The following is a 25940-nucleotide window of genomic DNA, read 5'->3' as shown; positions in this document are numbered from 1 at the left end:
GATCATTACTCGTTTGGCCGGTCGGCTTTGGCAGGGTTGGGGGGCAGGTGGCGCTGTTCGACGCGCAGGGTCTTGCCGTCGATGCTGTGCAGGTCGCTGACCAGGCGCAGGCGTCTTCCGTCGAGTTCTACGTCTATGGTGGCGCGAAACTGCTGGCTGCCCACCGTCAACCCACGGGCTTTGATGTCGCGGCCAGCGAGCATGGGGTTGTCGAGGAAGACCTGGACACTGGGGTAGCCGGCCTCGGGTCGGGTCTTGACCAGGTTGCTGGCGGTGGCCAGGTCCAGTCCTTCGAGGCTGGCCAGCACCACGGCACTGGCGGTGTTGATGTTCAAGGCGCTGGCGGGGCCTGCCGTGAGCATGGGCCGCAGTTTTTCCAGGGCTGCGGCGTCCACTTGCGGCAGTTGGCGCAGTTCGCTGATGTCGCTGATGGGCAGGGGCTTGCCGTTGCGCCCGGGCCGGCTCGAGAGCAAGGCCGGGTCGTGGGCACGCACCCCCAGCAGCGCCAGCAGGCGCTGGTAGCGGGCGCTGGCAAGCAGATCATTGGGACGGCGCAGGCTGTTGAGGTTGAGCCGGGCGCCGAGGTCTTCGAGCTCGATATGGATGCGCCCGCCTTCGATGTCCATGACCGGTGCCGGTGCTGCCCAGGGCTGGCCCGGGTGCACCACTTGCAAGCCGTTCTCGCGGCGTGCTTGCGCCAATATTTGCTGACGGGCCCAGCTTTCGCCACTCAATGCCAGTTGCCAGAGTTGCTGGTGCTGCACCAGGTTGGCACTGCTGTGCAGGCTCAGGCGCTGGCGGGCGAGCATATGGCTGACGATGACCGTCACCAGGGCGGTGATCAGCAGCACACTGAGCAAGGCGACGCCGCGCTGCTGGCGGGGATTACGCATGGGGCGGGTCGGAGCGGCTGGCGCTGGCGGGCATACCGCCAGGCATCAGGATGACCCGGCGGATATCCGGGAACCCGGGGGCATCGATCACGATTTCCAGGGCCCCCGGCAGGCCCAGTTTTTGCTCATCCGCCGGCCAGCCGGTGTGGGGTTGGCCGTGGCCATCGATGTAGCGCAGGCGGCTCAGGCGCACGCCGTCGAGCAAGACCTGGCGCTGGGGCTGCGCGACGCCCGGCTTGCCGTCATCCAGTGGCAGGGTTTCGCGCAGCCATTGCTCGTCTAGCCACAGGTGGCGCACCTGCAGCACCTCGCTGCGCGGCTGGTCCAGCGGGTTGCGCCAGCCGCCGCGCACCAGGCGCAGTTCGCCGGGTTGGCCGATCATCGCCTGGCTGGCGCTGGCGTCATCGCTCAGGGCACGGCGGCTGGCCAGTTGCAGGTCACGCTCGAGCAGGGTCATGGCCCGCTGCAGATGCCGCAGTTGTCGTTCGTGACTGGCGATACGCCGGTCACTGTGCAACACGCGGTCGAGCAACTGCCAGGTGGCCAGGCCCAGCAGGCTGAAGATGGCGATGGCCACCAGCACCTCGAGCAGGGTAAAACCGCGCTGCGTCATGGTTGTGCCTCGATAAAACCGACCAGGTGCGCGCGGCTGTATTGCCGGGCGTCATCCAGGCTGGCCTGGGGGGAAACCCGCACGCTGACTTTGAGCAGGCGCGAGTCGGGCGCCGGTTCGCTATCGGTCAGCAACCACCACTGGCGCCCGCCGAATTCGACCCTTTGTTCCTGGCGTTCCTGGCCACGCGCGAGCATGCCGGCGCGCAGTTCGTTGAGGCGGTTGTCGGCGATCCACAGGGCCTGGGTACGTTCCGACAGCCCGGCACTGTTGCGCGTAATATGTTGCACGGCGCTGTAGAGGGCGATGGAGGCGGTGGCGAAAATCGCCAGCGCCACCATCACTTCCAGCAGGGTAAAGCCGCGTTCACTCGACAGGTTCAAGGAGCGGCTCCTGGATACCGTCGCTAGACAGGCTTAGCAGCGGCTGGCCGCGGTATTCCAGCCATAGAGTGAAAGGCGTGGTTTCGTCGCTGGACAGCACCAGCAGCTGTGGCAGGTCGTGGCCCTCATACGGAGTTTCGAGCAGGTCGGTGGTCTCCAGGCGCAGGCTGAGGTTCGGCGCCAGGGTCTGGCGCGCAAACTCCTGATTCGGCGCCCAGCGCCCGTGTTCCTCCAGCCGCTGCACGGCGTAACCGTCGGGCTCGAAGCGCACCCCATACTCGCGGTTGGTCAGCACCGCTTGTTCACGCAGCAATTGCAGCAGGCCACGCAGGCGCTCACCTTCACGGCGCACCTGTTGCGTCCCGGAGTCGGGGTTGAGCAGGCCGACCAGGCCGCTGAACAGGGCAATCACCAGAATCACCAGCAACACTTCCAGCAGGGTGAAACCCCTGGCGCGTGAAGGGCCCACCGCCTAGCGCTCCCAGTTGCCTATGTCGGCATTCAGGCCTTCGCCGCCGCTCTGGCCATCGGCGCCAAAGGAAAACAGGTCGTAGCTGTCGTTGTAGCTGCCCGGCATCAGGTATTGGTACGGATTGCCCCAGGGGTCCATCGGCAGGCGCTTGAGGTAACCGTCGGGGTTCCAGTTGCGCGCCGGTGGGTAGCCGTCGGGTTTGCTGACCAATGCCTGCAGGCCCTGCTGGCCGGTGGGGTAGTTGTGATTGTCGAGCTTGTAGATGTCCAGGGCCATGGCGATGGCCTTGATGTCGCTCTGGGCCGCCGTAGCCTTGGCCTGGTCGGGGCGGCTCATGATCTGCGGCACCACCAGGGCGGCGAGCACCCCGAGGATGACCACCACCACCATGATTTCGATCAGGGTAAAACCGCGTTGTCGCTGGATGTTTTGCACGTTCAAGTGTTCCGGATTCAGGTGATCAGTTGGTTGAGGCTGAGGATCGGCATCAGGATCGCCAGGACGATGATCAGTACCGAGGCGCCCATGAACACCAGCATCGCCGGCTCGAACAGGCCGACCAGCAAGGCAATGCGGTTGGCCAGTTGTTCTTCCTGCTGGCGGGCCGCGCGTTCGAGCATGTTGTCCAGCTCGCCGGAGCGTTCGCCGCTGGCGATCATGTACAGCATCATCGGTGGAAAACTGCCGTTGAGTTCCAGCGCCCGCGTGAGGCTCACACCTTCGCGGACCCCGCGAGCGATGTCTTTAAGACCTGTACGAATTTTCTCGTTGGCCACCACTTCGCAGGCGATTTCCAGGGCGTCCACCAAGGGCACGCCGCTGCGCCCGAGAATCGCCAGGGTGCTGACAAAACGCGTGCAATCGCTGGCCCTTAGCAGGCGTCCGATCAGCGGCAATTGCAGCAGCGTGGCGTGCCAGCGCTGGCGGTGGCGCGGCTGGCGCAGGGCCATCCGCACGCTGAGCACCAGCACACCCACCAGCACCAGCACCGGCAGGCCGAAGTCGCGCAGCAGGGCGCTGCTGGCGATCAGGCCACGGGTCAGCAGCGGCAGCGTTTGGCCGCTGTCGATAAACACTTGCACCACGTCCGGGACTACAAACCCGAGCAGGAAGCCGACGATGCTGAAGGCGGCGACCATCAGGATGCTCGGGTAGAGCATCGCCAGTTGGATCTGCTGGCGCGCGGCCTGGCGCGCCTCGGTGTAGTCCGCCAGTTTGAGCAGCACCTGGCCCAGGTGCCCGGAGCGCTCGCCGGCGGCGACCGTGGCGCGGTACAGCTGTGGGAAGGCTTTGGGGTAGCCGCCCAGGGCGCTGGCCAGGCTGTAGCCTTCGAGCACCCGCGCCCGTACCGCCAACAGCATGCTTTTGATCCGTTGTTTTTCGCACTGCGCCGCCACTGCCGCCAGGGTTTCTTCCAGCGGCAGCGCCGCCTGCACCAGGGTCGCCAGTTGCCGGGTCAACAGCGCCAGCTCGGCGCTGTTCAGGCCGCCACCCGAGGGGCGCGCCGGGCCTTCGCCGCGCACGCGCTGTCGCTGGGTGGCGGTGATTTTGAGGGGCACCAACTGACGCTCGCGCAACAGCTGGCGCACCTGGCGTTCGCTGTCGGCCTCGATCACACCGCTGGATTTTCGACCGGCGCTGCACATGGCCAGGTATTCGTAGGCGGCCATGTTCAGTCCTCCTGGGTCACGCGCAGCAGTTCTTCGAGGCTGGTCAGGCCTTGCAACACCACGGCGCAGCCATCGCCGAACAGGCTCGGGCTGTGCTGCCGGGCCTGGGCCAGCAGCTCGTGCTCGCCGGCGCCGGCATGGATCAACTGGCGCAGGCTGTCGTCGAGCAACACTAGCTCGTAGATGCCCTGGCGCCCGCGATAGCCGCTCTGTTGGCAAGCGCTGCAGCCTTGTGGCTGGTACAGCAGCGGGGCGTTTGCCGGGCTCACGCCGAGGCGCTCGCAGGCTGCGGCATCGGCCGGCGCACTGCGCTTGCAGTCGGCGCACAGCAGGCGCACCAGGCGCTGGGCCAACACCCCCAGCAGTGAGGTGCAGAGCAGGAAGCGTTCGACGCCCATGTCCGCCAGGCGCGTGACGGCGCCGACGGCGCTGTTGGTGTGCAGGGTCGAGAGCACCAGGTGCCCGGTCAGGGAGGCCTGCACGGCAATTTCGGCGGTCTCGCGGTCGCGGATCTCGCCGACCATCACCACGTCCGGGTCCTGGCGCAGAATCGCCCGCAAGCCACGGGCAAAGGTCATTTCGGCCTTGGCATTGACCTGGGTCTGGCCGATGCCGGTGAGGTGATACTCCACCGGGTCCTCGATGGTCAGGATGTTGCGCTGCGGGCTGTTGAGGCTGGCGAGCCCGGCGTACAGCGTAGTGGTCTTGCCGGAGCCGGTGGGGCCGGTGACCAGCAGGATGCCGTGGGGTTTGTGCAGGGCCTGTTCCAGGCGCTGGCGCACCTCGGCGTTCATCCCCAGGCGGCTCAGGTCCAGGCGCCCGGCCTGTTTGTCGAGCAGGCGCATGACCACCCGTTCGCCGTGGCTGGAGGGCAGGGTCGAGACGCGCACGTCGACTTCGTGGCCGGCAATGCGCAGGGCAATGCGGCCGTCTTGCGGAACGCGTTTTTCGGCGATGTCGAGCTTGGCCATGACCTTGATCCGCGACACCAGCAGGGTGGCCAGTTCACGCCGTGGCCTGAGCACTTCGCGCAGCAGGCCGTCGACCCGCAGGCGCACCGACAGGTGTTCTTCGAAGGCTTCCAGGTGCACGTCCGATGCTTTGTTTTTCACCGCTTCGCTGAGGATCGCATTGATCAGGCGGATAATCGGCGCGTCGTCCTCCTGCTCCATCAGGTCGGTGGTGCGGGGTAACTGCTCGGCCAGGCTGGCCAGGTCGAACTCCTCGATGAACTGCTCGCCCAGGCCTTCGGCCACCTGTTGTGCACCGTCCTGGCCGTCGCGGTAGTGCGCGGCCATCTGCAGGGCGAAGGCATCGTCGTCCAGCACCTGGCTGAGCAGCGCGGCGCCATGATAGCGGCGCACTTCGGCGATAATCGCCAGCGGCGTGTCGGCCCGGCAATACAGGCGCGCGCCCTGCTCGCCGGGCTCCAGCAGCACGCCGTGGCGACGTGCGTAGGCAAAACTCAGGCGCGACATCGCCGGCGCCGTCATGGGCGCTGCAACCTGGCCGGAGCACGCATATCGAACGCCTCCGCAGGGTCAATCGCTTCGGCGTCAAACAACTGGTGTGGGCTGTCCGGCAGCAAGGCGCGGGTCTTGCCGTCGGGGCTGCGCAGGTCACGCAGGCTGCGGTATTTGCGCGAACTCAAGGCCTCGGCACTGGCCTGGCTGCGCAGCAGGGTCGGGCGCAGGAACACCATCAGGTTGGTCTTTTCATTGACCTCCTTGGTGCTGGAAAACAGCTTGCCGATCCAGGGAATGCTGCCGAGCACTGGCACCTTGCTGACCTGCACCTTGACGTTGTCCTTGATCAACCCGCCGAGCACGATGATCTGCCCGTCATTGGCCAGGATGGTGGTCTTGACCGAGCGCTTGTTGGTGATGATATCGCTGGTGCTGATGCCCGCGGGCGCCGCGGCCAGCTCCGAGCTTTCCTGCTCGACCTTCAGGCGCAGGGAGTTGCCTTCGTTGATGTGCGGGGTGACCTTGAGGGTGATCCCGACATCCTTGCGTTCCACGGTGGTGAACGGGTTGCTCGCGCCATCGGTGCTGGTGGTGTAGGAGCCGGTCTGGAAGGGCACGTTCTGGCCGACCAGGATCTCCGCTTCCTGGTTATCCAGGGTCAACAGGCTGGGGGTCGACAGCAGGTTGTTGTTAGAATCGCTGGACAAGGCGTTGATCAGGGCGCCGAAATGACTGCTGCCCAGGCCGATGATCGCGCCATCCGGCAGTGTAGGGGGCTTGCCGTCCTTCAAACTGCCCAGCAGCGTGCCGATGGCCAGACCGGTGCCGCTGAAGTTGGCCGCACCGCCGAAGTGTGCGCCACTGCCGGCCCATTGCACGCCCAGGGCTTCGTTGATATCGCCGCTGACTTCGACGATGGCCGCCTCGACCAGCACCTGGGCCCGGGGTTGGTCGAGTTCGTCGATCACGCTGTCGAACATCGCCAGTTGGGCCGGCGAGGCCATTAGCACCAATGCGTTCTGACTTTCATCGGCGCTGATCAGGATCGGCGCGTTCTGCTTCTGACTGGATCTGCCACTGCTGCTCCCACCGTCGCTTCCATTAGCCGACTCCAGGCGTTTGCCGATGCCGCCGAGCAGGGTTTCCAGTTCCTTGGCGTCGCTGTGGTTAAGACGGCGCACGCGGGTGTTGTCGCCGGCGTTTTTCGGCACATCCAGCACCTGTGCCAGGCGCTGCATCTGTTGGCGCACCGGGGCCGAGCCGACCAGGATCAACTGGTTGCTGCGGCTGTCGCCGATGGCCTTGGCGCTTTGCTGGGCGCCACCGCCCTGGTTCAGGCTGTCGGTCAGGGTCTTGGCCACATCGGCGGCCCAGGCATGGCGCAGCTGCAGGGTGCTGAAGGCCTTGTTGCCGGGGGAATCGAGCTCGCCGATGACTTCGCGCAGGCGTTTGACGTTGTTGGCGCTGTCGGAAATCACCAGGGCGTTGGCGGTGGTCGACGGTGCCAGGTAGGCGTCGGTGGCCACCAGCGGGCGCAGCGCCACGGCCACTTCGTTGGCAGCGGCATGGTGCAGTTCGACCACCTGGGTGACGATTTCTTCACTGCTGGCGCTGCGGCTGGCACTGGCCTTGGTCTTGGCTTCGGCCACCGGCAGGATCAGTACCCGGTCGCCCTGGTCCATGGCGGCGAAGCCCTGGCTGCGTAACGCGGAAAGGAACAGTGAATAAATGCCTTGCTGGTCCATAGCGGTCGTCGATTGCACCGTGACCTTGCCGTTCAGGCGCGGGTCCAGGACCATGGTCTTGCCGGTGATCAGGCCGACCTCGTTGACCAGGTCGCGCAGTTCGGCATCCTTCATGTTCAGGGTCCATTGTTGCGCCGCAGGGGGCTTGTCGGCGGCCTGCACGGGGGAGAACACGGTGCCGAGTGTCAGCAGGGACGCGGCCAGTAACGCTAGGTTCATGATTTTTGGCTTCACAGGGACGGTTGAATGAGGGACCCGGCCGGCGCGGCGGCGACGGTCGTACCGGCAGGCGCTGAAGGGGTTAGTAGCGAGGTCTTCGCCGTTGCCAGTGTCAGCGTCTGCTCCACGCCGTTGCGCAGGATCACCACCTGCGTTGCACCGATCCGGCGCAAGCTGCCGCCGCCCGGCAGGGGCTGGCCGATTTGGTAGAAACGGCTGCCCTGGGGGCTACCGATCAGCGCCCTGGACAGCTGCGCATCGCTTTCAAGCAGGCTGCCCAGCAGGTCCAGCGGCACGCGTGGGGTGTTCAGCGTTTCGGCGGCGGGCACCGCGCCGAACAGCCGGGCGATCGCACCGCTGTTCAGCGGCGCCGTGGCGACCGGCGGGGCGCTGGCCTGGTGGTTGGCGTCACTGGTAGGCGCGGCGTTGCTCAGCAGCCAGCTGCCATGGCCCAGCCAACTCAACCAGGCACATAGCAGCAGACACGCGGCAACGCCCAGCCAGGTATCCACGGCAGCCGTTTTCAGCCAGTGGGCCATGCGTGCATCAAGGTCTTTCACGGCGGCTCCATGGGCGGCAGGCGCCCGCACGGGGGGTCATGCCCGGCGCAGCGACATGCGCTGCAGCAGCTTGTGCCCATTGCAGTGATGCACCGCCACGGCGCCGATGTGGCCGACCACCAGCAGGGCCAGGACTACGCAGCAGGCCTTGTGCACGGTGTTGAAAAAGCCAGTCAGCAGCGGTTCTGCCAAAGGCTGGGGAATGAGCGCCAGGGAAAACACGTTGATCGGGCGTTCCATCATCAGTACCCCGGTGACCAGCACCAGCGCAGTCATGACGTACAGGCCCAGGTGGCCGGCTTTGACCAGCACTTGATTGCCCTCGTCTGGCGCATGCGCCAAGGGGTGGGCCAGGGTGAAATAGATCCGCAGCGCAAACAGCGGAATCAGCACCGCAGTCAGCGATACGTTGATGAAATTGATGCCGTCGCTTAGGGCGTCGGGCAGGTCGAGCATCGCGTTGCCGAAACCACTGACCGTGGCCCAGATAATCACCAGGGCGAAAATCCAGTGCAGCAGCACGCGTGGGGTTGAATAAGCGATTGAGCGCATGGGTGGTTTTACTTCAGAAATAGGCAGGACAAGACGGAAAGCGTGGCGCTTGCGCGCCACGCCTGGTTCAACTCCGGGATCGCTTACTTGCGGATCCAGGCGTCTTGCCAGTTGGAACCGACGCCTGGTTCAAAACCGGTGGCGTTTGCGCCCCACTGGGAGCAGAAGCCGCTGTAAGGGAAGATCTTGCATTCGTAGGTATTGCCATCCTTCGGCTGCAGCACGGTGGTGCCAGCCTTGTATTCCTTCAGGCCTTCAGGGAAGACGAAGTCATACGAGCCATCGCTTTCAGCCTGCACGGTGAAAGAAACGGTTTCCTGTTTGGTCGCGCCTTTCTTCGGTGCCGCTTCGACTACCAGGTCGAACTTGCCGGCCTCGATGTCCTTCAGGTTGAGCGAGAAGTGCGGGGTGTTATCGCCGGCGGCGGCTTGCTTGTGTGCAACGCTTTCATGCTTGGCGTTGAACACCGTGGCCTTGATGGTGAAATCACTGCCCTTGGCAATCGCGTTGAAGTGCAGGTCGACTGCGCCTTCCTTCAAGGTGTAGCTCGGCTGCATACCGGTGATGTTCAGTTCGATCGGCTGGTTGACCAGTTCCTTTTCCAGCTGGAAGCCAGTGATGTCGCTGCCTTTCTTGACGAAGACGCTGTTCTTGCCGAAGTTCGGTACCACTTCGCCATCAGTGTTGAGCTCACCCATCAGGAAGCCCAGGTTGGCCGCATTGACTTTTTCCGCCAGCATGTGTGGCCAGATATCGGCTTTGGCTTGTTCGTCCGAGGCAATGGTCAGGCTGACTTTCTTGTCTGTCATTTCGCCGCTGGCACCGAACAGGCGGGTGGTGACTTTATCGCCGATTTCCAGCGCTTGTGGCTGCACCACGCCGAGGTTGTCCCAAGGGGAAGGGGCCACTTCCTCACCGTCGATGTTGACGTCGATGGTTTGGTAGAAGGTGGCATCGGTATCGCCGACTCTCCAAGTGGCCAGCACTACGTGGTAGCCGGTGTGATCAGCAGGAATATTGACTTCGTGGGAGGTACGCACCTCGGCCATCTGTTTGCCGCCATTGACGTGAAGCAGTGGTACCAGTTCAAACGAATCGCGAGTCAGGGGCTCGTTCGGATTCCAATCTTTTTTGGTGATGTAGAACTCTTGATAGTCGATCGGGTGGCGAGCGCTGTAATGCCAGGTGAACGTGTTCAGGCCGGGCTTGATGTCGCTTTTTCCCCAGCGAGTAGCCGTCTGGATATCTAATTCGCCGAATTGGCTCATGCCGCCGCTGGCGATCTTGCCGTCTGCCGGGCCACATTCGGTAAAGGGGCCCGTGCAGGCAATGCCGTTATAGTCGCTGCGGCCGGTGACGGTGTATTCAACACTCTGTGGCTCGTACGTCACGCTGCCGCAGTCATTGTTCACATTGGTGCGGCACATGTATGCACGGGATTTCGGGCTTTCGATGTAGCCGTGAGCACTGGCTTGCTGGACGGCCATGGAAGCCAGGGACGCCATGCCGATGGCGGCAACCAATGGCAGTTTGCGGAACAGACGCGATTGCTTATTGCGGATCATCTCTCGACCTTAAATCAGATGAATAATCATGGGGTTCATGCCTCCTGAGGGGGGGGCCCGATACGCCAGTAACCTTTGTCGATACCTGCCACCGGGCCACCTCAGAAAGCATCGACAGACTAAGGCGGGTGTGCGGGGGCGGGTATGGGAGGAGTACGAGAGTGCGGCGGACGCCTATCCCGTCCGCCAGCGTGAAGATCACGCCACTGTTTCAAGTGCCTGCTGGACGTCGTCGTGCAGCGTTGCCAAGCTCTGGCGCAGTGCCAGCAGGCCGTTGGCAATGCCTGAAGGATCACCTTCAGCCAGCTGTTTGAGCGCATGGCAGGCCCGGGCCAGGTCCTCGGCATCGATCAGGCAGGCGACGCCGTTGAGGCGATGCACGAGGTCGTCGACGGCCTGTGTAGTCGCCGGGAGCCGGCACAGTTGCGCAATCTCCTCACCCAGGTTGTTGCGCAGTTCCAGCAGTACGCGCCGGCGCAGCTCGGGGGTGTCGGCGAAGGTCTCCAGGTGCTGCAGATTCAAGCTGCAGATGGGTTCCTCGCAGGGTGTCGGCGCAGGGGCGAAGTGATGGGTGCTGAGCACCTCCTGCAGGCGCTCCAGGGTGACCGGCTTGATCATTAACTGGTTCATCCCTGCTTCCAGGCAGCGCGTCGCTTCGTTGGTCAGGGCGCTGGCGGTGTAGCCGATGATCGAGAGGGGCCAGGCCTGGCGGTTTTTTTCTGCGGTGCGCACCGTGCGGGTCAGCTCGTAGCCGTCCATGTCGGGCATGTTGCAATCACTGATCAGCACGTCATACGACTCGAGCTGCAAGGCCAGCAGTGCCTCGGCGCCGCTGCACACATGGGCGGCCTGATGGCCCAGGCGCTCCAGCTGCAAGGCCATGACCAGGCCGTTGGTCGAGACATCGTCGACCACCAGCACGTGCAGCGCGCGGCTCGCCTGCGCAGTGGGCGCCCGGCGCTTGGCGCTCGGTGGGCTGACGGCCTGCCAGGTCAGTGGCAACTCGAGACTGACAGCGCAGCCCTGTCCGGGCTGGCTGTCGAGCCAGATCCGGCCTCCCATGAGCTGGACCAGTTGATGGCATATGCTCAGGCCCAGTCCTGATCCGCCGTAGAGGTGCGCGATGCTGGCGTGGGCCTGGCGATAGGGCTCGAAAATTTCGGCCTGCTGTTCTTGTGGAATGCCGATGCCACTGTCGCTGACCGTTAGTTTGAGCAGGCTGGTGTCGGGCCCTGTATCGCTTTCCTGCACCCAGATACGGATAGCGCCGCTGTGGGTGAATTTCAGCGCGTTGCTGATCAGGTTATGCACGATCTGTTGCAGGCGCAGGGCATCCAGGTGATGCATCCGTTGCGGGGCCGCGCAATAGTCGAGACTCAGCTCCAGATGTTTTTCATGAGCCTGGGCAGCGAACAGGCGCAGGCTGCTGCTGAGCAGCGGTTGCAACGCAGTCGGCGCCGGGGTTAGTTGCATCAGGCCGCTTTCGATCTTGTCGAGATCAAGGATATTACCAATCAGGTCGATCATCGACATCGCCGATTGCTGGGCGACACGCAGGTTCATCGAAGGAGTTGGCTCGGCGCTGGCCTCCAGCTCCAGCAAGCCGACCAAGGCGTTCAACGGGGTACGCAACTCATGGCTCATGGTGGCGAGAAACTCGCTCTTCGCCGCGCTGGCTTTCTGGGCGATCTGCTTGGACTCACGCAGCTTGAGTTCAAGCTGCTTGCGCTCGGAAATATCCAGCCACCCGCCGAGCAGGCCCTCCAGTTCACCCCGGGCATTGTAAAAGGGCACCAGCCATTGGTAGAGCTGGCGTAGTACTCCGTTGAGCTCAAGACTGGTGTCGACAAAGTGCGGTTGGTGGGCCCTTAACAGGCGCCGGTGCGCGTGCTGCAGGTTTTGGGAAAAAATACTCGGCAGGCAGTCCTGCTCGGTCGGCAATTGGCCTCGAATATTTTCCAGTGCGGTGCAGAACAATTCTTCGTAGGCGCGGTTGCAAGTGTTGAGGCGGCCCTGCAAGTCGCACACGTATAAGGGGGTCGGCAGGCTGTTGATCAGTGAAAATTGAAAGGCCAGTTTGTCCTGCAGTTCAGCCTGCGCCGATTTGCGCTGGCGAACCTGAATCTGCAGGCGCCAGTTCCAGTATAGCGACGACAGGAAGATCACCAGAATCACCAGCGCGATAGCCCAGGCCTGGTCCGATACCAGGGCCCAGGGCGAATGGATCGGAGCTGGAGCACTGACGGGCAGTTCATCGCAGGCTTGGACCGGGCACCAAGCCCCCATTCCTGAAAGCAGGCACATAGCGGACAACAGGCGCAGCAGCCGGCGCCCCATGCGGTAATGGAAAGCGGGAGTTAAAGCGAGCATTGAATAACCGGGATCTGTGAGTGACGGGTGCGTCTCATGCCAGGCCGCAGGCCTTGATGTGGGTGAACAGAGCAGCAGCCGTGTCCACGCCAAGCTTGCGCATGGCACTGATTTTCTGGGTGCTGATGGTCTGTTTGCTGCGACACAGGTGCTGGGCAATCATGCTGACGCTGAGCCCCGAACCGATCAGGCGCAGCACTTCAACCTCCCGGGCGGTCAGTTTATGCAGTTGTTGCGAGCTGTCGTGGCTAACGCTGAGTAGTTGCTGGATCGAGGGCGACATGAATGGTTGCTCGCCACGGTGGTTGATGGCTTTTGGCAAGTCATTGAGCAACCCGCGCTTGCTCACCAGGCCGCTGATATTCATTTTCAGCAATTGCGCGGTCAATGTCGGGTTGTCGAGCATGGTGACCACGACTATTGCCATGTCGGGGTAGTACCTGCGCAGTCTCTGGATCAGCCGCAGCCCATCCATCTGGCGGTCGCAAGGCATGTTCAGGTCAGTGACCAACAGCTCGCAGGGCTGCTGGTGCAGCAGGTCAAGCAACGTTTCCACGCTTTGCGCCTCGCCGACAATCTTGAGTGCGCTTTGGCTTTTCAGTACGGCGCGCACGCCCATCAGGGTGATTGGGTGGTCGTCGGCTATCACTACGCGCAGAGTCATGTTCGGGGTGTGCTCGAGGTTTGGGGCGAAGGCAGGACAGACATCCTGTGGCGTGCCAAGGAGCGTCTGGTCAAAGACCCGAGGATCCTACCCTTGTTACACGTAGGAAAATTCAGGAGAAGTCTGAAAATGTAATCCTGGTTTTTAGCCGGGGTCGCGCCAGGGGGGGCATGAGCTCAAGCTCCCTTTATTTATGGTTTTAATTGGGAGTTTTCCTATGGGTGTTGATGCTCGCGCGCGCTAAACAAGATGGCTGCGCTGCTGGCAGAAGGGCCGATAAACAAAGGGAAGTGAGTGACAATGAAAATAGACCTACAGGCGTTGGTCGTGCCATTCGTCAAGGCATTTTATGGTGAGGTCATCTGCTCGCCGGAAAGACTGGCTGGATTATACGGTGACGAGTCGGTGTGTTTTTCCAACAGTGAGCTCTTCAAGGGGGCCAATGAGATCGTTCAGGGCAGTGCGTGGCGCAGCCAGCTCGATCATCACGTGCATACCAGCAATGTGCTGCCCTTTGGGGACAATGCGCTGATTGTGGTCATTGGTGAGGTGCACAGCCAGGCGCTGGAGCAAAAGAGCTGCTTTTATGAAACCTTCGCTCTGGTGATGCGTGAAGGTGGCCGGGTCTACGTATCTCATCAGTCCTGTGTGTTTGGCTGAGAGTGCTCTTACCGGGGGGGCGTGACGCTTGCGCGTCACGCACGGGTGCTGAAAGCACCGATTACCTGCGCGACCAGGCCGCCTGCCAGTTTGCGCCGTTGCCCGGCTCAAAAGAAGTTGCACTGGGGCTCCACTGGATGCAGTGGCCACTGTTCGGGAACGGCTTGCACTCGTAGATTTTACCGTCCTTGGGCTGCAGCACCCGGGTGCCGGAGACGTAGCTCTTCAAGCTCGCAGGGAAGACATGGTCATACTGGGCGTCGCTTTCCTGCTGCACAGTGAAGCTGACGGTGTGTTGCAACTGGGCTCCCTTCTTCGGGGTGGCGATGATCACCAGGTCGAACTTGCCGACCATGATGTCCTCGAGGGTGATCGAAAACTGCGGCGTGTTGTTACCGGCTTCAGCCTGCTGGTGCGCGATGCTTTCACCCTTGGCGTTGAATACCGTGGCCTTGATGGTGTAGTCGACGCCCCTGGCGATCGCATTGAAGTGCAGGTCGACCTTGCCGTTTTTCAGTGTGTAATTTTGGCGCATGGCGTCGACTTTCAGCTCACCTGGCTGTTCTGCCAGTACCTGCTTGACCAGGACGCTGGTGATGTCACTGCCTTTCTTGACGAAGAAGCCGTTCATGCCGAAGTTCGGCACTACCTGGTTTTCGACATTGAGTTCGCCCATCAGGAAGCCCGGGTTGGTCGCGTTGACCTTTTTCGCCAGCAGGTAGGGCCACACATCGGCGCGGGACTCTTCGGCCGAGGTAATTTTCAGGCCGACCTGTCGTGCTTGCAGTTCGCTGCCTTCGACAAACGCACGGGTGAATACCTCGTCGCCGATTTTCAGGGCCTGAGGTTGCACGGTTCCGATGTGTTGCCAATCCGAGGGCGGTGCCTTTCCGTTGTCAATATCGAGGTCGATGACCTGGTAGAAGGTGGCGTCGGTATCCGCCGCTTTCCAGGTGGCCAATATGACATGGTACCCGCCGTGGTCGGCCGGGATGTAGACCTTGTGCGGAGTGGTGCCCTCGGCTGGAACCGGTACGGTGTTGTTCCATTTTTCGTCGAGCAGTGGCTTGAGTTCGAATGATTCTCGGCTAAGCGGCCGGTTCGGATTCCAGTCTTTATTTGTGATGTAAAATTGCCAATAGGCGGTGGCATGGCTGGCGTTGTAATGCCAGGTGAAGGTGTTGAGTCCTGGCTTTATAAGGGTTTTTTTCCAGCGGGTCGCCGTCTGCTCGTTCAGTGGCGAGAAGACGTCCATACCGCCAGCCGCGATGGTGCCATCAGCTGGGCCGCATTGATTGAAATCTCCGGCGCAGGCTCGGCCCTCCCCTGGAAATGGCGGATGCTGCCGCCGGGACGACCAGGGAATTCAATGCTTTGCGGTTCGTACTGCACGCTGCCGCAGTCCCTGTTCAGCGCGCCTTGATGTTCCTGGCACATGAAGGCCCGCGATTTCGGGCTTTCGATGTAGCCGTGAGCGTTGACTGGCTGGGCAATGATGGCGGTAACGCCCATGGCCATGACCATGGGCAGTTTGCGCAGCAGGCAAAAGGGTGTTCTGTGGATCATCGATTGACCTTATGAGTATTAGGAGTTGATTCTGTGCCTGTCGACGTTGCGGATTTGGCAGCGGGCATCGGCTGCCTGCGTTTGTTGTTGGCACAACCCCGGGGCGTCGCTATACGTTACGGGATGTGTAGCGCGGGTATATGGGACGAGTCCGAACTGGCTCTTTAAACTGCGGGTCACGGGCTGGCGCTTTCACACCGGTATGCTCATTGGGCCGATGCCGCCGAGCCTCACGGCGGCATTGAGTAGTGCGTGGTGCCAGGAAGTCCCTGCTTCGTAATAAAAGTGCCTGGCCACGCCGTAGCAGCAAGCCCCGGCGCCTGGCTGGCGGCCAGGTGGCGTCATATATGGGAGTATTCCTATATCCCTGTTCTTCCAGGTCGCATACATAGGAAGAGTCTTGTAAGGGTGAGCCTGCGCGGGACGAAGACTGACTATTTCAAGTAGTTCATCAAATAGCGATGATTAACAACAAGATGTGTCATCAGTCCCTGATTCTTCCGTTAGAGAATGAAGCCATTGTTTGATGCTTTTATAAAAAAAATTCTATTTGTCTGCGGCGTCAGCCTGCCGTTGTTGGCAGGCTCGGTAAGTGCACACAATCAATCCACCGTTGAAACAGAGACGCTACTTCGTGGTAGTACATCTTGGGATGGCCTGCCTTATGTAGATTACCCGAGCGGATCGCCCGAGTTGACGGTGGTTAAAATTACCATCCCGGCACACACGGCATTGCCTTGGCATACACATCCAATGCCGAATGCAGCCTACGTCTTGTCCGGAGAACTCACCGTCGAAAAAAAGGACAGCGGTGAGAAAAAGACCCTCAGCGCAGGGCAGGTGTTGCCGGAGATGGTGGGGGCGTTGCATCGTGGGCTGACGCGCGACTCGCCCGCAGTGCTGATTGTGTTTTACGCCGGGGCCAAGGGTATGCCGTTGTCCCAGCCTTGACGCGGGTGTGGGTGAAATCAATAGATAACTGTTCACGCGAGTTGGAGCTGTTTGCCATTGCGCTGGCGGCGTTAGTTCAAACGGTGACTCATTACAATTTCGTAAACATATTTCATGAAGTATCCGAATTAAAGGGGCTTACAATGATTTCCCCCCGGCGTCCCTACTGGCTGCGGTGGGTTGAGTCTTCATGACAGGGAATGAGGGATGAAGTGGTCAGGTGTGACCGGTGTGCGGCGCTATCTTGAGGGGGCAGGGGCTCGTTATGAGCAGGCGTACAGCAAGGGAATATTGCGTGCTTTCCTGCGTACACTGCTGTTGACGATTGCCGGTTTCCAAGAGGGGGCCTGGGGCCAGTCCAGCGACTTGTTTACAGAGCAGGAGCTGGCCTGGATAGCTGCGCATCCGGTGTTGAACATCGGTATCGACCCCGATTGGCGCCCCATCGAATACATCGGGGACGGGGTCTACAAGGGGCTCAGCGCCGAGTACGTGAAGGCGGTCGCCAGAGTGTCCGGGCTGCAGTTTCGCCTGGCCCCGCCGGTAGGCTGGACGAGTGCTACCGAGGCGCTGTTCGAAGGACATGTCGATCTGCTCCCGGCTGTTTCCGAATGGCTGGCGTCTCCGAATATTCGGCAACGGATCGCCTACAGCGAACCGTACTTCGTCGGCTCGACCCTGATCGTCACCCAGGCGAGTTCACCGGTTATTTTTGATCCGCGCCAACTCAGCGGTAAACGGGTTGCCGTCAAGGGCGGGGGCGGCTACGAACAAAGCTTGCGCGCGCGTTACCCCGACATCGAACTGGTAGTGGTCAATAGCCCTGCGCAAGCGCTGGAGAAGGTCGCCTTGGGCGACGCATATGCGGCGGTCGATATTGAAGCGGCACTGATTCCGATCCTGCAGAAACGTTACTTCGATACCCTGCACGTGGCGGGCTCTCTTCCGGATATGCTCGCGGTGGTCAGAATTGGTACCCGCATTGAAGATCAGCTGTTGATCTCCATCATCGACAAGTCGCTGGCCTCGCTGACTGCGAAGGAGACCGACCTGATGCTGGCGCAATGGGTGAGCACCACCCATTACCAGCTACCTTCGTGGTCGACGATGCTGCATTACTACGTGTGGGAGCTGGCACTCGCCGTAATCTTGTTGCTCGCCTTCGTTTTCCTGTTGTTGCGAGCGTACAGGGCTCGACGTCGGGCCGAGCGCAGCGAGCGCGACAAGGCCATGTTCCTTGCGGTCATGAGCCATGAAATCCGTACGCCGATGAATGCCGTCCTGTCGTCGGTGGAGTTATTGGGGCGCAGCAAATTGTCGCCTGATGATGCGTTGCTGGCCAAGGTCGCCGTGACCAGCGCCAATTCCCTGCTGGGGTTGCTGGACGATGTGCTGGACTTTTCCAAGCTCGAAGCCGACAAGCTGGAGTTGCGCTGTCTGCCGACGGATTTGCAGGCGCTGATTCAGGACGCGTTGAGTATCGTCGAATCGCGGGCCGAGGAAAAACGTCTGCGGTTGAACATGTCGGTGCGGCTGGATTCGCCACTATGGCTGGTCATCGACGCCCAGCGTGTACGTCAGGTGCTGATCAACCTGTTGTCCAATGCGATCAAGTTTACCGAGGCCGGGCTGGTCAGGGTCGAGGCTGAAGTGACTGTTGACCCGCTTGTCCCTACTACCGGTCGGCTGCGTGTTGTGGTGTCGGACACCGGGATAGGTATCTCCAGGCGCCAGCAGTTGCGATTGTTCCAGGCGTTTTCACAAGTGGATGAATCCATCGCGCGCAAGTTTGGCGGTTCCGGTTTGGGGCTGACGATCTGCGCCAGCCTGCTGAAGTTGATGGGTGGCTCCATTCGACTGGAGAGTCAGTTCGGCCGTGGTACCCAGGTAGAGGTGTTGTTGAGTGCGCCCTTGGTCCCGCCTTTGAACAACCCGATGCACGATGGGCATCCCCCTGTGTTGTCGACGGGCAGGCGGCGTGCGCTAAGTGTGCTGGTGGTAGAGGATCATCCGGAAAACCAGTTTGTCATCAAGCGCCAGCTGCATGCACTGGGACACAGCGTCACACAGGCAGAAACCGGGGGGCTGGGCCTGAGCCTGCATGCCCATTCGAAGTTCGACATCATCCTGTTGGACTGCAATTTGCCAGACATCGATGGCTACGCATTCGCCGCGAGTGTTCGTCGACGAGAGGTCGAGACCCTGGAGCGTGTGCCGATCATTGCGATCTCGGCGCTGGTCGGCCCCGAGCACACGAGTGTTTGTTTCGAGGCTGGTATGGATGGCGTACTGGCCAAGCCATTGAGACTCGAACAGCTGGGGCAAATCATTGACCTGTGGTGTGATGTCCCGCCTCTGGCGACGGTCGATGCAGACGAGCCCCCTGGCGTTGAAGTTGATTTACAACAGGCATTTACTTTGACCTCCTGTGTGGACCTTGAATGTATGTTCCAGGCCCTTGGCGCCAGTGACTGGCTTCAGGTAGCCCGCATGGCCCATCGTATATCCGGGGCCGCCATGATGCTCGGGGTTACCGATGTGGTCGCTGCCGCGCGCGAGGTAGAGAGCCTGGCAGCAGAGGCAGGGGGCACGCAGGGCATTGCCGCGGCTATCGAACGCCTGCGAGAAACAGTCGACTGTTTGTCATGCGTCGAGAGTGGGTGATTCGCGATGGCCGGCAAACCGGTGTTGTTGATACCGGCCCTTTGTTCCGCTTTGGGGTTTTCCCCTGAGTGCGATTAAGGTCTTCGATTGGCGGACGCGGTCTGCAGGTTGGCTTGCACGAATGACAGGGCGAAAGTCATTCTTCCTGTCATTCAGGTTTTATTTAAAGCAGATCAGCATGAAGCTCTGAGAGGTATCACCTGAACGGCCTGCTTTGCCCATGTACGATGTGATGACCGTGACGCGATCCTGCCGTGGTGCTGCACCCAGCTTCGCTACCCCATAGAGCAAGTCATCTTCGCCCTCGCTGTCAGTCGTGGATGCAGAGCAAAAAGCCGGTGCTTGTTTGTAGGTGTCGGGCTTGAAATTAATTTCATAGTTTGAAAACCAATCCTTTTGAGGGAAGTATTTCACGCTATCAATCCATTCCGACGACTGACTGAGTACTTTTCCCTCTTTGCTGATAGAAGCTGTAAAGTACTCGTTTTCTGCAGGGGCTGACACTGCCGTACAGCTGATGCCTAGTACCGCCAGTATGCCCGAATTTCGCACTATTTTACTTAAGTTCATAGTATGCCTCCAAAGAACATGGTGCCTGTTAAATACTTCCAGGTTGGAGCAAAATTAAGTTAATAGGGAGTTGTGCGTCAATTGCCTTGAAGTATCTGAATATAACAACTGTAAATATTGAAACTTTGTTGAAAGCGCCAGGGTTGGCTCTTGTTATGGATGTTGATGATGTTTTTTTACAGGGTGGGATTTTTTCGAGTTGAAAGCAGGTTGATTTCTCAACGGAGAATTACCGTTCCGATACCCGCACTGGCCGCGCCATGGGATTAATCTGAATCTCTAAAAATTTAGGAATATTCCTATTTTATTTGGGCGCAGGTTCTCTGTATTCTTGACTCTGCTTGTTTTAGTCATAATAACCCTGGGAAGCGTGTGGGCTTGTGCTCAAGTAATGAGTAGCCATTCTGGTTGTCCTGAGGCTAAGGAATTTTTCATGGTTTCATTGTTTCGTCCCATTCGCCTGATGGTGCTGGATGACCATGCGCTCATTCTGCAAGGCATCGCCGAGAATGTCAGGCAAGAGCGGGATATCACTGTGCTCGGGTATTTTACCCAGAGCCAGAAGTTGATCGACGCATTGAATCAACAGGAGGTGGATGTGGTCCTCATGGACTATTCCCTGGGGCCGGGCGAAGTGGACGGACTGAACCTGATTCGCGGCTTGCGGATCAAGTTTCCCAAGGTGAGCCTTCTGGTGATTTCCGCATTGCATGCCCCGGCTACTGTGGCCATGGCGATGCGCTGCGGTGCCAAGGGTTTCCTGGGCAAGGAAACGGCGAAGGAACAGTTGCTGATAGCGATTCGCCGTGTCGCCAGCGGGCGTGACTACCTGCATCCCATGATGGAAAACGAACTGCGGGAAAATCAGGTGTCAATGGCCCAGGAGAGCCAGGAAGATCTGGCGAACCCTTTGGGATTGAACACGTTGATCACCTCCAGCGAACTGTCCGTTCGTGAGCGGGAAGTATTGCGCTGTTGCCTGGATGGCTTGTCGGTGACGCAAATCGCTCAGAAATTCACGCGCAGCGTCAAGACCATCAGCACCCAAAAGCATTCTGCCTATAGAAAGCTCGGGATTCGCAACGACAACGAACTGTTCAAGGTTCGTTCGCAGTTTGAGGGTTGGTAGTGCGGCGGGTCGTTGTTTTTCAGCCTACCGGCTTGTCACTGCGGCCGCCGCTTTGTACTGACAGGTCTGCCTCCACACCAAGAAACTGACTGACACAACCTTTGGGGACGTGGGCGAGACGCGAAACTGTAATTAATTGAGGGGCGGCCTCATAGGCTTCGTATTTATTGGGTGGTGAATTGCCGCTCGACGAAGTGATCAAGGACTGTTTGCCATTCCTCGCGTTGCTTATAGTGCTTCTCGGGTGCTTCGCTGCTCAGCAAGGGATCTATATTAGGCTGGGTTCAGGGAAGTTACGAACTGGGGCTCCGGGCTTTAGTTGCTCGCGCCGACGAATCGGTCGGACTCCAACCTGTATAAGATCTTCAGAAACCTATGTATGAGCTATTGAAGTCGTTTGGGGTCAGACCGCCATTGCGGTGTTATGTAACATATTCGTTGGTTTCAATGGGTGTGGTTTTATAAATAGACTTTCTGATCTGCGAATCTTTTCGATTACAAACGCATCAGATGGTGTTGCATTTGAGCCTGATCTTTATCTCCAGGTAGGTGCATGAAAATGAACAATGTGAGAGCGCTTCTGACTGTAAGCGCCTTATCATCACTTTCGCTGTGGATTGATTTTTTTCTCATTTTTTTAGTGCCTATTTATTTATGGCACGCATCACCCTCTGAAATTGCGATTCTAGCCTTCTCCTTGGGGGCAGCTTCACTATTTGTGGGGCCCATAGCGGGCATTATTCTAGATCGTATACATATTAGAGTTAGCTTTCTTTCGGGAATGTCATTGCGAATTCTCACTACATTAGGTTTTTTTCTCGCGCCTAGCTTCGAGTGGTTTGTAATAATCGCCGTGCTTAAAGGTCTAGCTAATATGCTGTATTTTCCAGCATTAGCGATATCAGTTAAGCAGCTAGTGTCAGCGGACTGTAGAACAGATTTCTTTAGTTACTCCAGCCTGCTTGATCAACTTACAAAAGTATCCACCCCGCTTCTTGCTGGAGTCCTCACTATTTTGCTGCCTGTGCAATCAATCTTTTTGGTGTCAGTCGCACTTCTACTTGCGGCTATACCCTTTTTAAAATTGATATGGCCTAGCTTGCAGCCAGCTCTGCCAAATGCTGTGCTTACTATAAGGTCAGTTTTTCTCGATCTTATAAGCGGAGTTAAAATATTTCGATCTTTAGACGTTCAGTTAAAAATAGGTTTTTTTACTCGCTCTCAACATCTCTCGCTTTGGCTAGCTACGACCCTCACCTTGCATCACTCATAACGTCTCTTCAATTTCCAGCGATTGTTTTTTCCTTAATAGTATCCTCTACCGCAGCGGGTGCTGTATGTGCTGCGATTGCGATTAAATTTAAAATAATAAATTTTAATGAAGTAAAGTTGCGAACTCTTGGGTTGGTTTTTTTAGTGCTGGGGTCTTGTCTGCATGTATTATTTTATATTTCTCTTCTGTTATCCGCCCCGCTTATTTTATGGTCTCTTGGCTTCTAAATGGATTTGGCTACGAGCTATTGATTATAGCTTCTAACATCATACTTCAAAATCTCTGTCCAGCAGAAAAGTTAGGAAGGGTTTCAGCGTCATTCAGAAGCCTGCAAATGCTCTGTATCGTCTTAGGCCCAATATTAGGTAGTGTGCTTATTTCAGTATTTGGTCGGGCCTCACCTTTTATTTTGGCTTCTACATTAGCTTTGCTCACGGCAGCACTGGCGATCTATTTCCAGTGTATGTCGAAGCGCATCGAAAATGCAGAATCACAAATGATGTGAGTGAGCCTCTGTCGTCCGACAGAGAAACCCCAACTTGCGTCATTACCCTCAATGCACAACAACCGTTGTCCCCCCACCGTCAGATCATTCGCTGCATGAGTGGTGCGCCAATCATCAGTGGCATCCCATTGCAGGATATCCCCGGGATTATTGAGCGCCTGCCAGGTTTCACCGATGGGCGCGCAACGCTCGTTTGGATCTTGATTTTCATAATGTAAAAGCCATTCCGGCACAAATCGGGCGTCCAGTGGCAAGTACGTGCATGCAGTGGCCGCTCGCTCTAGGCATGGCGGTTCCTGATTAGCATTTGTTCTATCTCGCTCAGGATACGGTGCGGGTCAGCACCCAGGTTCATGGAGACCTCAAGAAATTCAATCACGTCGAGCCTGCGCTCTCCACGCTCATACTTCGATACGTAGGACTGGGGTCGGCCCAGCTTTTCGGACAGCTCTTGCTGAGTGAGCTGCGAGGTCTTGCGTGCCTCGACCAAAAGCGCGAGAAAGTGTTGATACGGTGCTGTGTGAATCGTCTTCATGCTGATCTGCCGATTTTTTACCAACAGATCAAATAAACCTTTTTCAGGTTTATCCCAAAACGGGTTCAACCCGTTTTAGGTTTGTGGTAGATTTTTATTTTCTTCGCAGACGTTGGGAGCATGTCGTGGCGTCGACCAGTACAAGAGCAATCAGGAAGGATGCCAAAGCGGACAGGTTTATTTCAGGCATTAAAAAGCCGGCTTGTGGCCGGCTTCTCGGGGACTGGCTTGATTCATTTTTGGTAAACCGCGCCAGCCTTCAAAACGTACACCCGGCTCTTGCGTCCGGCTGTGGGACCTGGGGAGAAAATCATCTGCCAGGTCGGTGCGATCTGGGCCTCGGAAGGGTCGATGCGCAAATGTGGGGCGCAGCATACTGATTTTTGTGGGGAATTCCCAGTGTGATGTGGCCGGTCGAGCGTTTCGGTGAGTAGCAGCTAACTGCGCAGCTGCTACAGGTCAGTTCGTCAGGTTTACAGGAACGGCACGATCGGCCGGCGTTTGTTGAGGGTGGACCACCAGAAGACCCAGCCGAGCACGCGGATGTTTTCTTCTTCGATTTGCGCCGGGCGGAAGACTTCGTCGGGGTATTGGGCGTTGTTGTGACTGCGCATGCGAATGGCGTTGCCGGGCACGCGGTGCAGGTATTTGATCAGGAGCATACCATCGTGTTCGACGGCGTAGATCTCGCCGTCGATGATTTGAGTGAGACCGCGATCGATTGCGAGCAGGGAGCCGTCTTCGATTTTCTCGGCCATGCTGTTGCCCATCATTCGTGCGCAAATGGCGTCGGAATATTTGATTTCCAGGGAGTCGAGGTCGCAGCGCGGCAGGCGGATGAAGTTGTCCGGGTCCTTGCCGACGTGAGTTTTGCTGGAGCCGGGTGTAATTGGCATTTCCTTGTAGAAGGGCACTTCGACATCCGTCGGCTCGATCACCTGGTAGGTGCCGCGGATGGCATGGGCGTCGAAGATGTTGCCGGTGTTTTCGATCAGGCGCGCTTCTGCGGCATCCTTGGGCCCTTCGCCGATTTTCAGCCAGGCGCTGTTGATGGACAGAATCCTGGCGACTTCTTCCATACGGTACTCGGGCACGCCTCGGGTGTACCAGTTATGGACGTTTTGCGCATTGGAGATCTGGAGGAAGTCGGCGAATGCCGTCGTCGTGATCTTCGCCTCCTTGAGGGCTGCCTTGAATCGTTTGCCGCAGGTTTTGTTCTTTTTCATAAACGCGAGTTTAATGCGGTGGGCCAAGGCTTTGAATCAACGAGCCGTTCAAATATCGCCTGATTTTTGCCACTGGATGTAAGACGCTTTGTAGGAAAATTAAACAAAGAAAAACCAATTCGGCCTGCTGTTAAACACATCGTTTAAGGCGCTTTTCCAGCGCCCACAAAAAACCCCGGATATCCGGGGTTTTTCTTGAAGCTGCAAGCTTGAGGCTTGAAGCGGCTTCTTTAGCCTTTATAGGCCGCAACCGACTTCATGATCTCGGTGCGGGCTGCTTCTGCGTCGCCCCAACCTTCGATCTTCACCCATTTGCCTTTTTCGAGGTCTTTGTAGTTCTCGAAGAAGTGCTTGATCTGTTCCAGCAGCAGGGCTGGCAGATCGGTGTATTCCTTCACGTCGACGTACAGCTGGGACAGCTTGTCGTGCGGGACTGCGATGACTTTGGCATCGCCGCCGCCGTCGTCGGTCATGTGCAGGATGCCGACCGGACGAGCGCGGATCACCGAGCCTGGGGCAACCGGGTAAGGGGTCACGACCAGCACGTCGAGGGGATCACCGTCGTCAGCCAGGGTGTTCGGGATGAAACCGTAGTTGGCCGGGTAGAACATCGGGGTGGCCATGAAACGGTCAACGAACAGGCAATCGCTGTCTTTGTCGATTTCGTACTTGATCGGCGCGTGGTTGGCCGGAATCTCGATCGCGACGTAGATGTCGTTCGGCAGGTCTTTGCCAGCCGGAATCTTGCTGTAGCTCATTGGGCGGTGCCCCCGTTAGTTGACCAAAAACACTTGGCCGGATTGACCAAAAAGTGGCGGCGATTATAGGCATATTCCGCCGTCGATGCCACGTACCAAGGGTCGTAGAGACCTTAGTCGTGTGCCTGATAGACCGGGTCTTCGGCCTGAAGTTGCCGCAGCCGGGCGAGCGGGTCCTGCCGGTAAAACAGCTTCAGCTGCTCGTAGACCTGAGGATACGCCTCGTGCAGCAAATCCGGGGCGCTGAAGAAGTATTCGCTGGTGACGGCAAAAAACTCCGCAGGATTCTCTGCGGCGTACGGGTCAATGGCGGTCTGGGCGTCGGGATCGTGGTCCAGTTGCTGGTCGAGGTCGTCGTACGCCTGCTGCATGACCCGGGCCCAGTCGCTGATCCGCATGTCGGCATGCAGCGGCGGCAGGCCGTTGGCGTCGCCGTTGAGCATGTCGAGTTTGTGCGCGAGTTCGTGGATGACCAGGTTGTAGCCTTCCCAGCCACCGCTGGCCATCACGCCCGGCCAGGCGAGGATGATCGGGCCTTGCTGCCAGGCTTCACCGCTGTGTTCGCCATCCCATTCGTGCTCGACGCCGCTCGCGTCGCGATGGCGCTGAGGGCTGAGGAAGTCATCCGGGTAGAGAACGATCTCGTGAAAACCCTGATACCAGTTCAGGTCACCCAGGTGCAGCAACGGCAATTGCGCCTGGACGGCCAGCAGCAGGCGCTGTTCCTGGTGCAGTTCGACGCCGGGCAGGGCGCTCAGGTGTTTATCGTCGAGGAACAGCACGCTGGCTTCACGCAGCCACTGGTCTTCCTCGGCGCTGATGCCGTCGAGGAAGCTCAAATGCTGGCGCACCCGTTGCCACAGGTCGTCGGCAATCGGGTGCTTGGCCAGGATGCGCTGGCGCCGCCAGGCGCTCAGGGACCACATGACCG

Annotated in this window: 27 protein-coding genes; 6 read left to right on the top strand and 21 right to left on the bottom strand. The window is 59.0% G+C overall.

The window, feature by feature from the left end:
- Positions 1-5 precede the first annotated feature (5 nt).
- The 13 genes from gspK to HYI44_RS14135 form a co-directional block, all read right to left on the bottom strand.
- A complete protein-coding gene (gene gspK, locus HYI44_RS14195; protein ID WP_225569664.1) occupies positions 6-893 on the bottom strand; it encodes a type II secretion system minor pseudopilin GspK in 888 nt (295 codons plus the stop codon).
- On the bottom strand, positions 886-1506 hold the full coding sequence (gene gspJ / locus HYI44_RS14190; protein ID WP_225569663.1) for a type II secretion system minor pseudopilin GspJ: 621 nt from the start codon (positions 1504-1506) through the stop codon (positions 886-888). The genes gspK and gspJ overlap by 8 nt, the downstream gene beginning before the upstream one ends.
- A complete protein-coding gene (gspI, locus tag HYI44_RS14185) occupies positions 1503-1889 on the bottom strand; it encodes a type II secretion system minor pseudopilin GspI (protein WP_225569662.1) in 387 nt (128 codons plus the stop codon). The genes gspJ and gspI overlap by 4 nt, the downstream gene beginning before the upstream one ends.
- A complete protein-coding gene (gspH, locus tag HYI44_RS14180) occupies positions 1873-2358 on the bottom strand; it encodes a type II secretion system minor pseudopilin GspH (RefSeq protein ID WP_225569661.1) in 486 nt (161 codons plus the stop codon). The genes gspI and gspH overlap by 17 nt, the downstream gene beginning before the upstream one ends.
- Before the next feature lie 3 nt (positions 2359-2361).
- Positions 2362-2796, bottom strand: a complete 435-nt coding sequence (gene gspG / locus HYI44_RS14175) for a type II secretion system major pseudopilin GspG (RefSeq protein WP_318653931.1) — start codon at positions 2794-2796, stop codon at positions 2362-2364.
- A gap of 17 nt (positions 2797-2813) precedes the next feature.
- Positions 2814-4031: a type II secretion system inner membrane protein GspF gene (gene gspF / locus HYI44_RS14170; RefSeq protein ID WP_225569660.1), complete on the bottom strand. Its 1218-nt coding sequence runs from the start codon at positions 4029-4031 to the stop codon at positions 2814-2816.
- Positions 4032-4033: 2 nt separating this feature from the next.
- A complete protein-coding gene (gspE, locus tag HYI44_RS14165; protein ID WP_225569659.1) occupies positions 4034-5524 on the bottom strand; it encodes a type II secretion system ATPase GspE in 1491 nt (496 codons plus the stop codon).
- Positions 5521-7461: a type II secretion system secretin GspD gene (gene gspD, locus HYI44_RS14160; RefSeq protein WP_225569658.1), complete on the bottom strand. Its 1941-nt coding sequence runs from the start codon at positions 7459-7461 to the stop codon at positions 5521-5523. Before gspD ends, gspE begins: the two co-directional genes overlap by 4 nt.
- A gap of 11 nt (positions 7462-7472) precedes the next feature.
- On the bottom strand, positions 7473-8021 hold the full coding sequence (locus tag HYI44_RS14155; protein WP_201148500.1) for a type II secretion system protein N: 549 nt from the start codon (positions 8019-8021) through the stop codon (positions 7473-7475).
- A gap of 36 nt (positions 8022-8057) precedes the next feature.
- Entirely contained in the window at positions 8058-8573 is a 516-nt protein-coding gene (locus HYI44_RS14150; protein ID WP_225569657.1) for a cytochrome b, read from the bottom strand.
- An 83-nt stretch (positions 8574-8656) separates the two neighbouring features.
- On the bottom strand, positions 8657-10138 hold the full coding sequence (gene gbpA / locus HYI44_RS14145; RefSeq protein WP_225569656.1) for an N-acetylglucosamine-binding protein GbpA: 1482 nt from the start codon (positions 10136-10138) through the stop codon (positions 8657-8659).
- A 198-nt stretch (positions 10139-10336) separates the two neighbouring features.
- Complete coding sequence (locus HYI44_RS14140; RefSeq protein ID WP_225569655.1) at positions 10337-12508, bottom strand: ATP-binding protein; 2172 nt, start codon at positions 12506-12508, stop codon at positions 10337-10339.
- Positions 12509-12542: 34 nt separating this feature from the next.
- Positions 12543-13172 (bottom strand): response regulator, encoded by a 630-nt coding sequence (locus HYI44_RS14135; protein WP_201148502.1) that lies wholly within the window; start codon positions 13170-13172, stop codon positions 12543-12545.
- A 327-nt stretch (positions 13173-13499) separates the two neighbouring features.
- On the opposite strand from HYI44_RS14135, the gene HYI44_RS14130 reads away from it, so the two are divergent.
- On the top strand, positions 13500-13832 hold the full coding sequence (locus HYI44_RS14130; protein ID WP_225569654.1) for a hypothetical protein: 333 nt from the start codon (positions 13500-13502) through the stop codon (positions 13830-13832).
- A 61-nt stretch (positions 13833-13893) separates the two neighbouring features.
- Here the strand turns inward: HYI44_RS14130 and HYI44_RS14125 are convergent, their stop codons facing one another.
- Positions 13894-15087: a lytic polysaccharide monooxygenase gene (locus tag HYI44_RS14125; RefSeq protein ID WP_263868630.1), complete on the bottom strand. Its 1194-nt coding sequence runs from the start codon at positions 15085-15087 to the stop codon at positions 13894-13896.
- A complete protein-coding gene (locus HYI44_RS14120) occupies positions 15066-15398 on the bottom strand; it encodes a lytic polysaccharide monooxygenase (protein ID WP_225569653.1) in 333 nt (110 codons plus the stop codon). The genes HYI44_RS14125 and HYI44_RS14120 overlap by 22 nt, the downstream gene beginning before the upstream one ends.
- A 510-nt stretch (positions 15399-15908) precedes the next feature.
- On the opposite strand from HYI44_RS14120, the gene HYI44_RS14115 reads away from it, so the two are divergent.
- Entirely contained in the window at positions 15909-16349 is a 441-nt protein-coding gene (locus HYI44_RS14115) for a cupin domain-containing protein (RefSeq protein WP_225569652.1), read from the top strand.
- Positions 16350-16556: 207 nt separating this feature from the next.
- The gene (locus HYI44_RS14110; protein ID WP_225569651.1) at positions 16557-19013 is read left to right on the top strand and encodes an ATP-binding protein; all 2457 of its coding nucleotides are present in this window, start codon (positions 16557-16559) and stop codon (positions 19011-19013) included.
- A 159-nt stretch (positions 19014-19172) separates the two neighbouring features.
- Here the strand turns inward: HYI44_RS14110 and HYI44_RS14105 are convergent, their stop codons facing one another.
- Entirely contained in the window at positions 19173-19583 is a 411-nt protein-coding gene (locus tag HYI44_RS14105) for a hypothetical protein (RefSeq protein WP_225569650.1), read from the bottom strand.
- Between the two features lie 433 nt (positions 19584-20016).
- On the opposite strand from HYI44_RS14105, the gene HYI44_RS14100 reads away from it, so the two are divergent.
- The 3 genes from HYI44_RS14100 to HYI44_RS29620 all read left to right on the top strand — a co-directional run bounded on the left by HYI44_RS14100 (position 20017) and on the right by HYI44_RS29620 (position 22490).
- Positions 20017-20712, top strand: coding sequence for a response regulator transcription factor (locus HYI44_RS14100; RefSeq protein WP_201148505.1), 696 nt, complete (start codon positions 20017-20019; stop codon positions 20710-20712).
- A 553-nt stretch (positions 20713-21265) separates the two neighbouring features.
- Positions 21266-21985: an MFS transporter gene (locus HYI44_RS14095; RefSeq protein ID WP_225569649.1), complete on the top strand. Its 720-nt coding sequence runs from the start codon at positions 21266-21268 to the stop codon at positions 21983-21985.
- A 154-nt stretch (positions 21986-22139) separates the two neighbouring features.
- Positions 22140-22490 (top strand): MFS transporter, encoded by a 351-nt coding sequence (locus HYI44_RS29620; protein WP_225569648.1) that lies wholly within the window; start codon positions 22140-22142, stop codon positions 22488-22490.
- Here HYI44_RS29620 and HYI44_RS14085 read toward each other — a convergent pair.
- From HYI44_RS14085 to HYI44_RS14065, 5 genes are all read right to left on the bottom strand, one after another.
- On the bottom strand, positions 22436-22723 hold the full coding sequence (locus HYI44_RS14085) for a hypothetical protein (protein ID WP_225569712.1): 288 nt from the start codon (positions 22721-22723) through the stop codon (positions 22436-22438). The genes HYI44_RS29620 and HYI44_RS14085 overlap by 55 nt on opposite strands.
- Before the next feature lie 47 nt (positions 22724-22770).
- A complete protein-coding gene (locus HYI44_RS14080; RefSeq protein ID WP_225569647.1) occupies positions 22771-23025 on the bottom strand; it encodes a helix-turn-helix domain-containing protein in 255 nt (84 codons plus the stop codon).
- A gap of 473 nt (positions 23026-23498) precedes the next feature.
- Complete coding sequence (locus tag HYI44_RS14075) at positions 23499-24251, bottom strand: helix-turn-helix transcriptional regulator (RefSeq protein WP_225569646.1); 753 nt, start codon at positions 24249-24251, stop codon at positions 23499-23501.
- 230 nt (positions 24252-24481) lie between these two features.
- A complete protein-coding gene (gene ppa / locus HYI44_RS14070; RefSeq protein ID WP_045061525.1) occupies positions 24482-25009 on the bottom strand; it encodes an inorganic diphosphatase in 528 nt (175 codons plus the stop codon).
- Positions 25010-25122: 113 nt separating this feature from the next.
- Complete coding sequence (locus HYI44_RS14065) at positions 25123-25935, bottom strand: zinc-dependent peptidase (RefSeq protein WP_225569645.1); 813 nt, start codon at positions 25933-25935, stop codon at positions 25123-25125.
- Positions 25936-25940 lie beyond the last annotated feature (5 nt).

The organism is Pseudomonas sp. Y24-6, assembly GCF_020295325.1.
GTDB lineage: Bacteria > Pseudomonadota > Gammaproteobacteria > Pseudomonadales > Pseudomonadaceae > Aquipseudomonas > Aquipseudomonas gregormendelii.
This window is presented reverse-complemented; position numbering and strand designations above follow the sequence as displayed.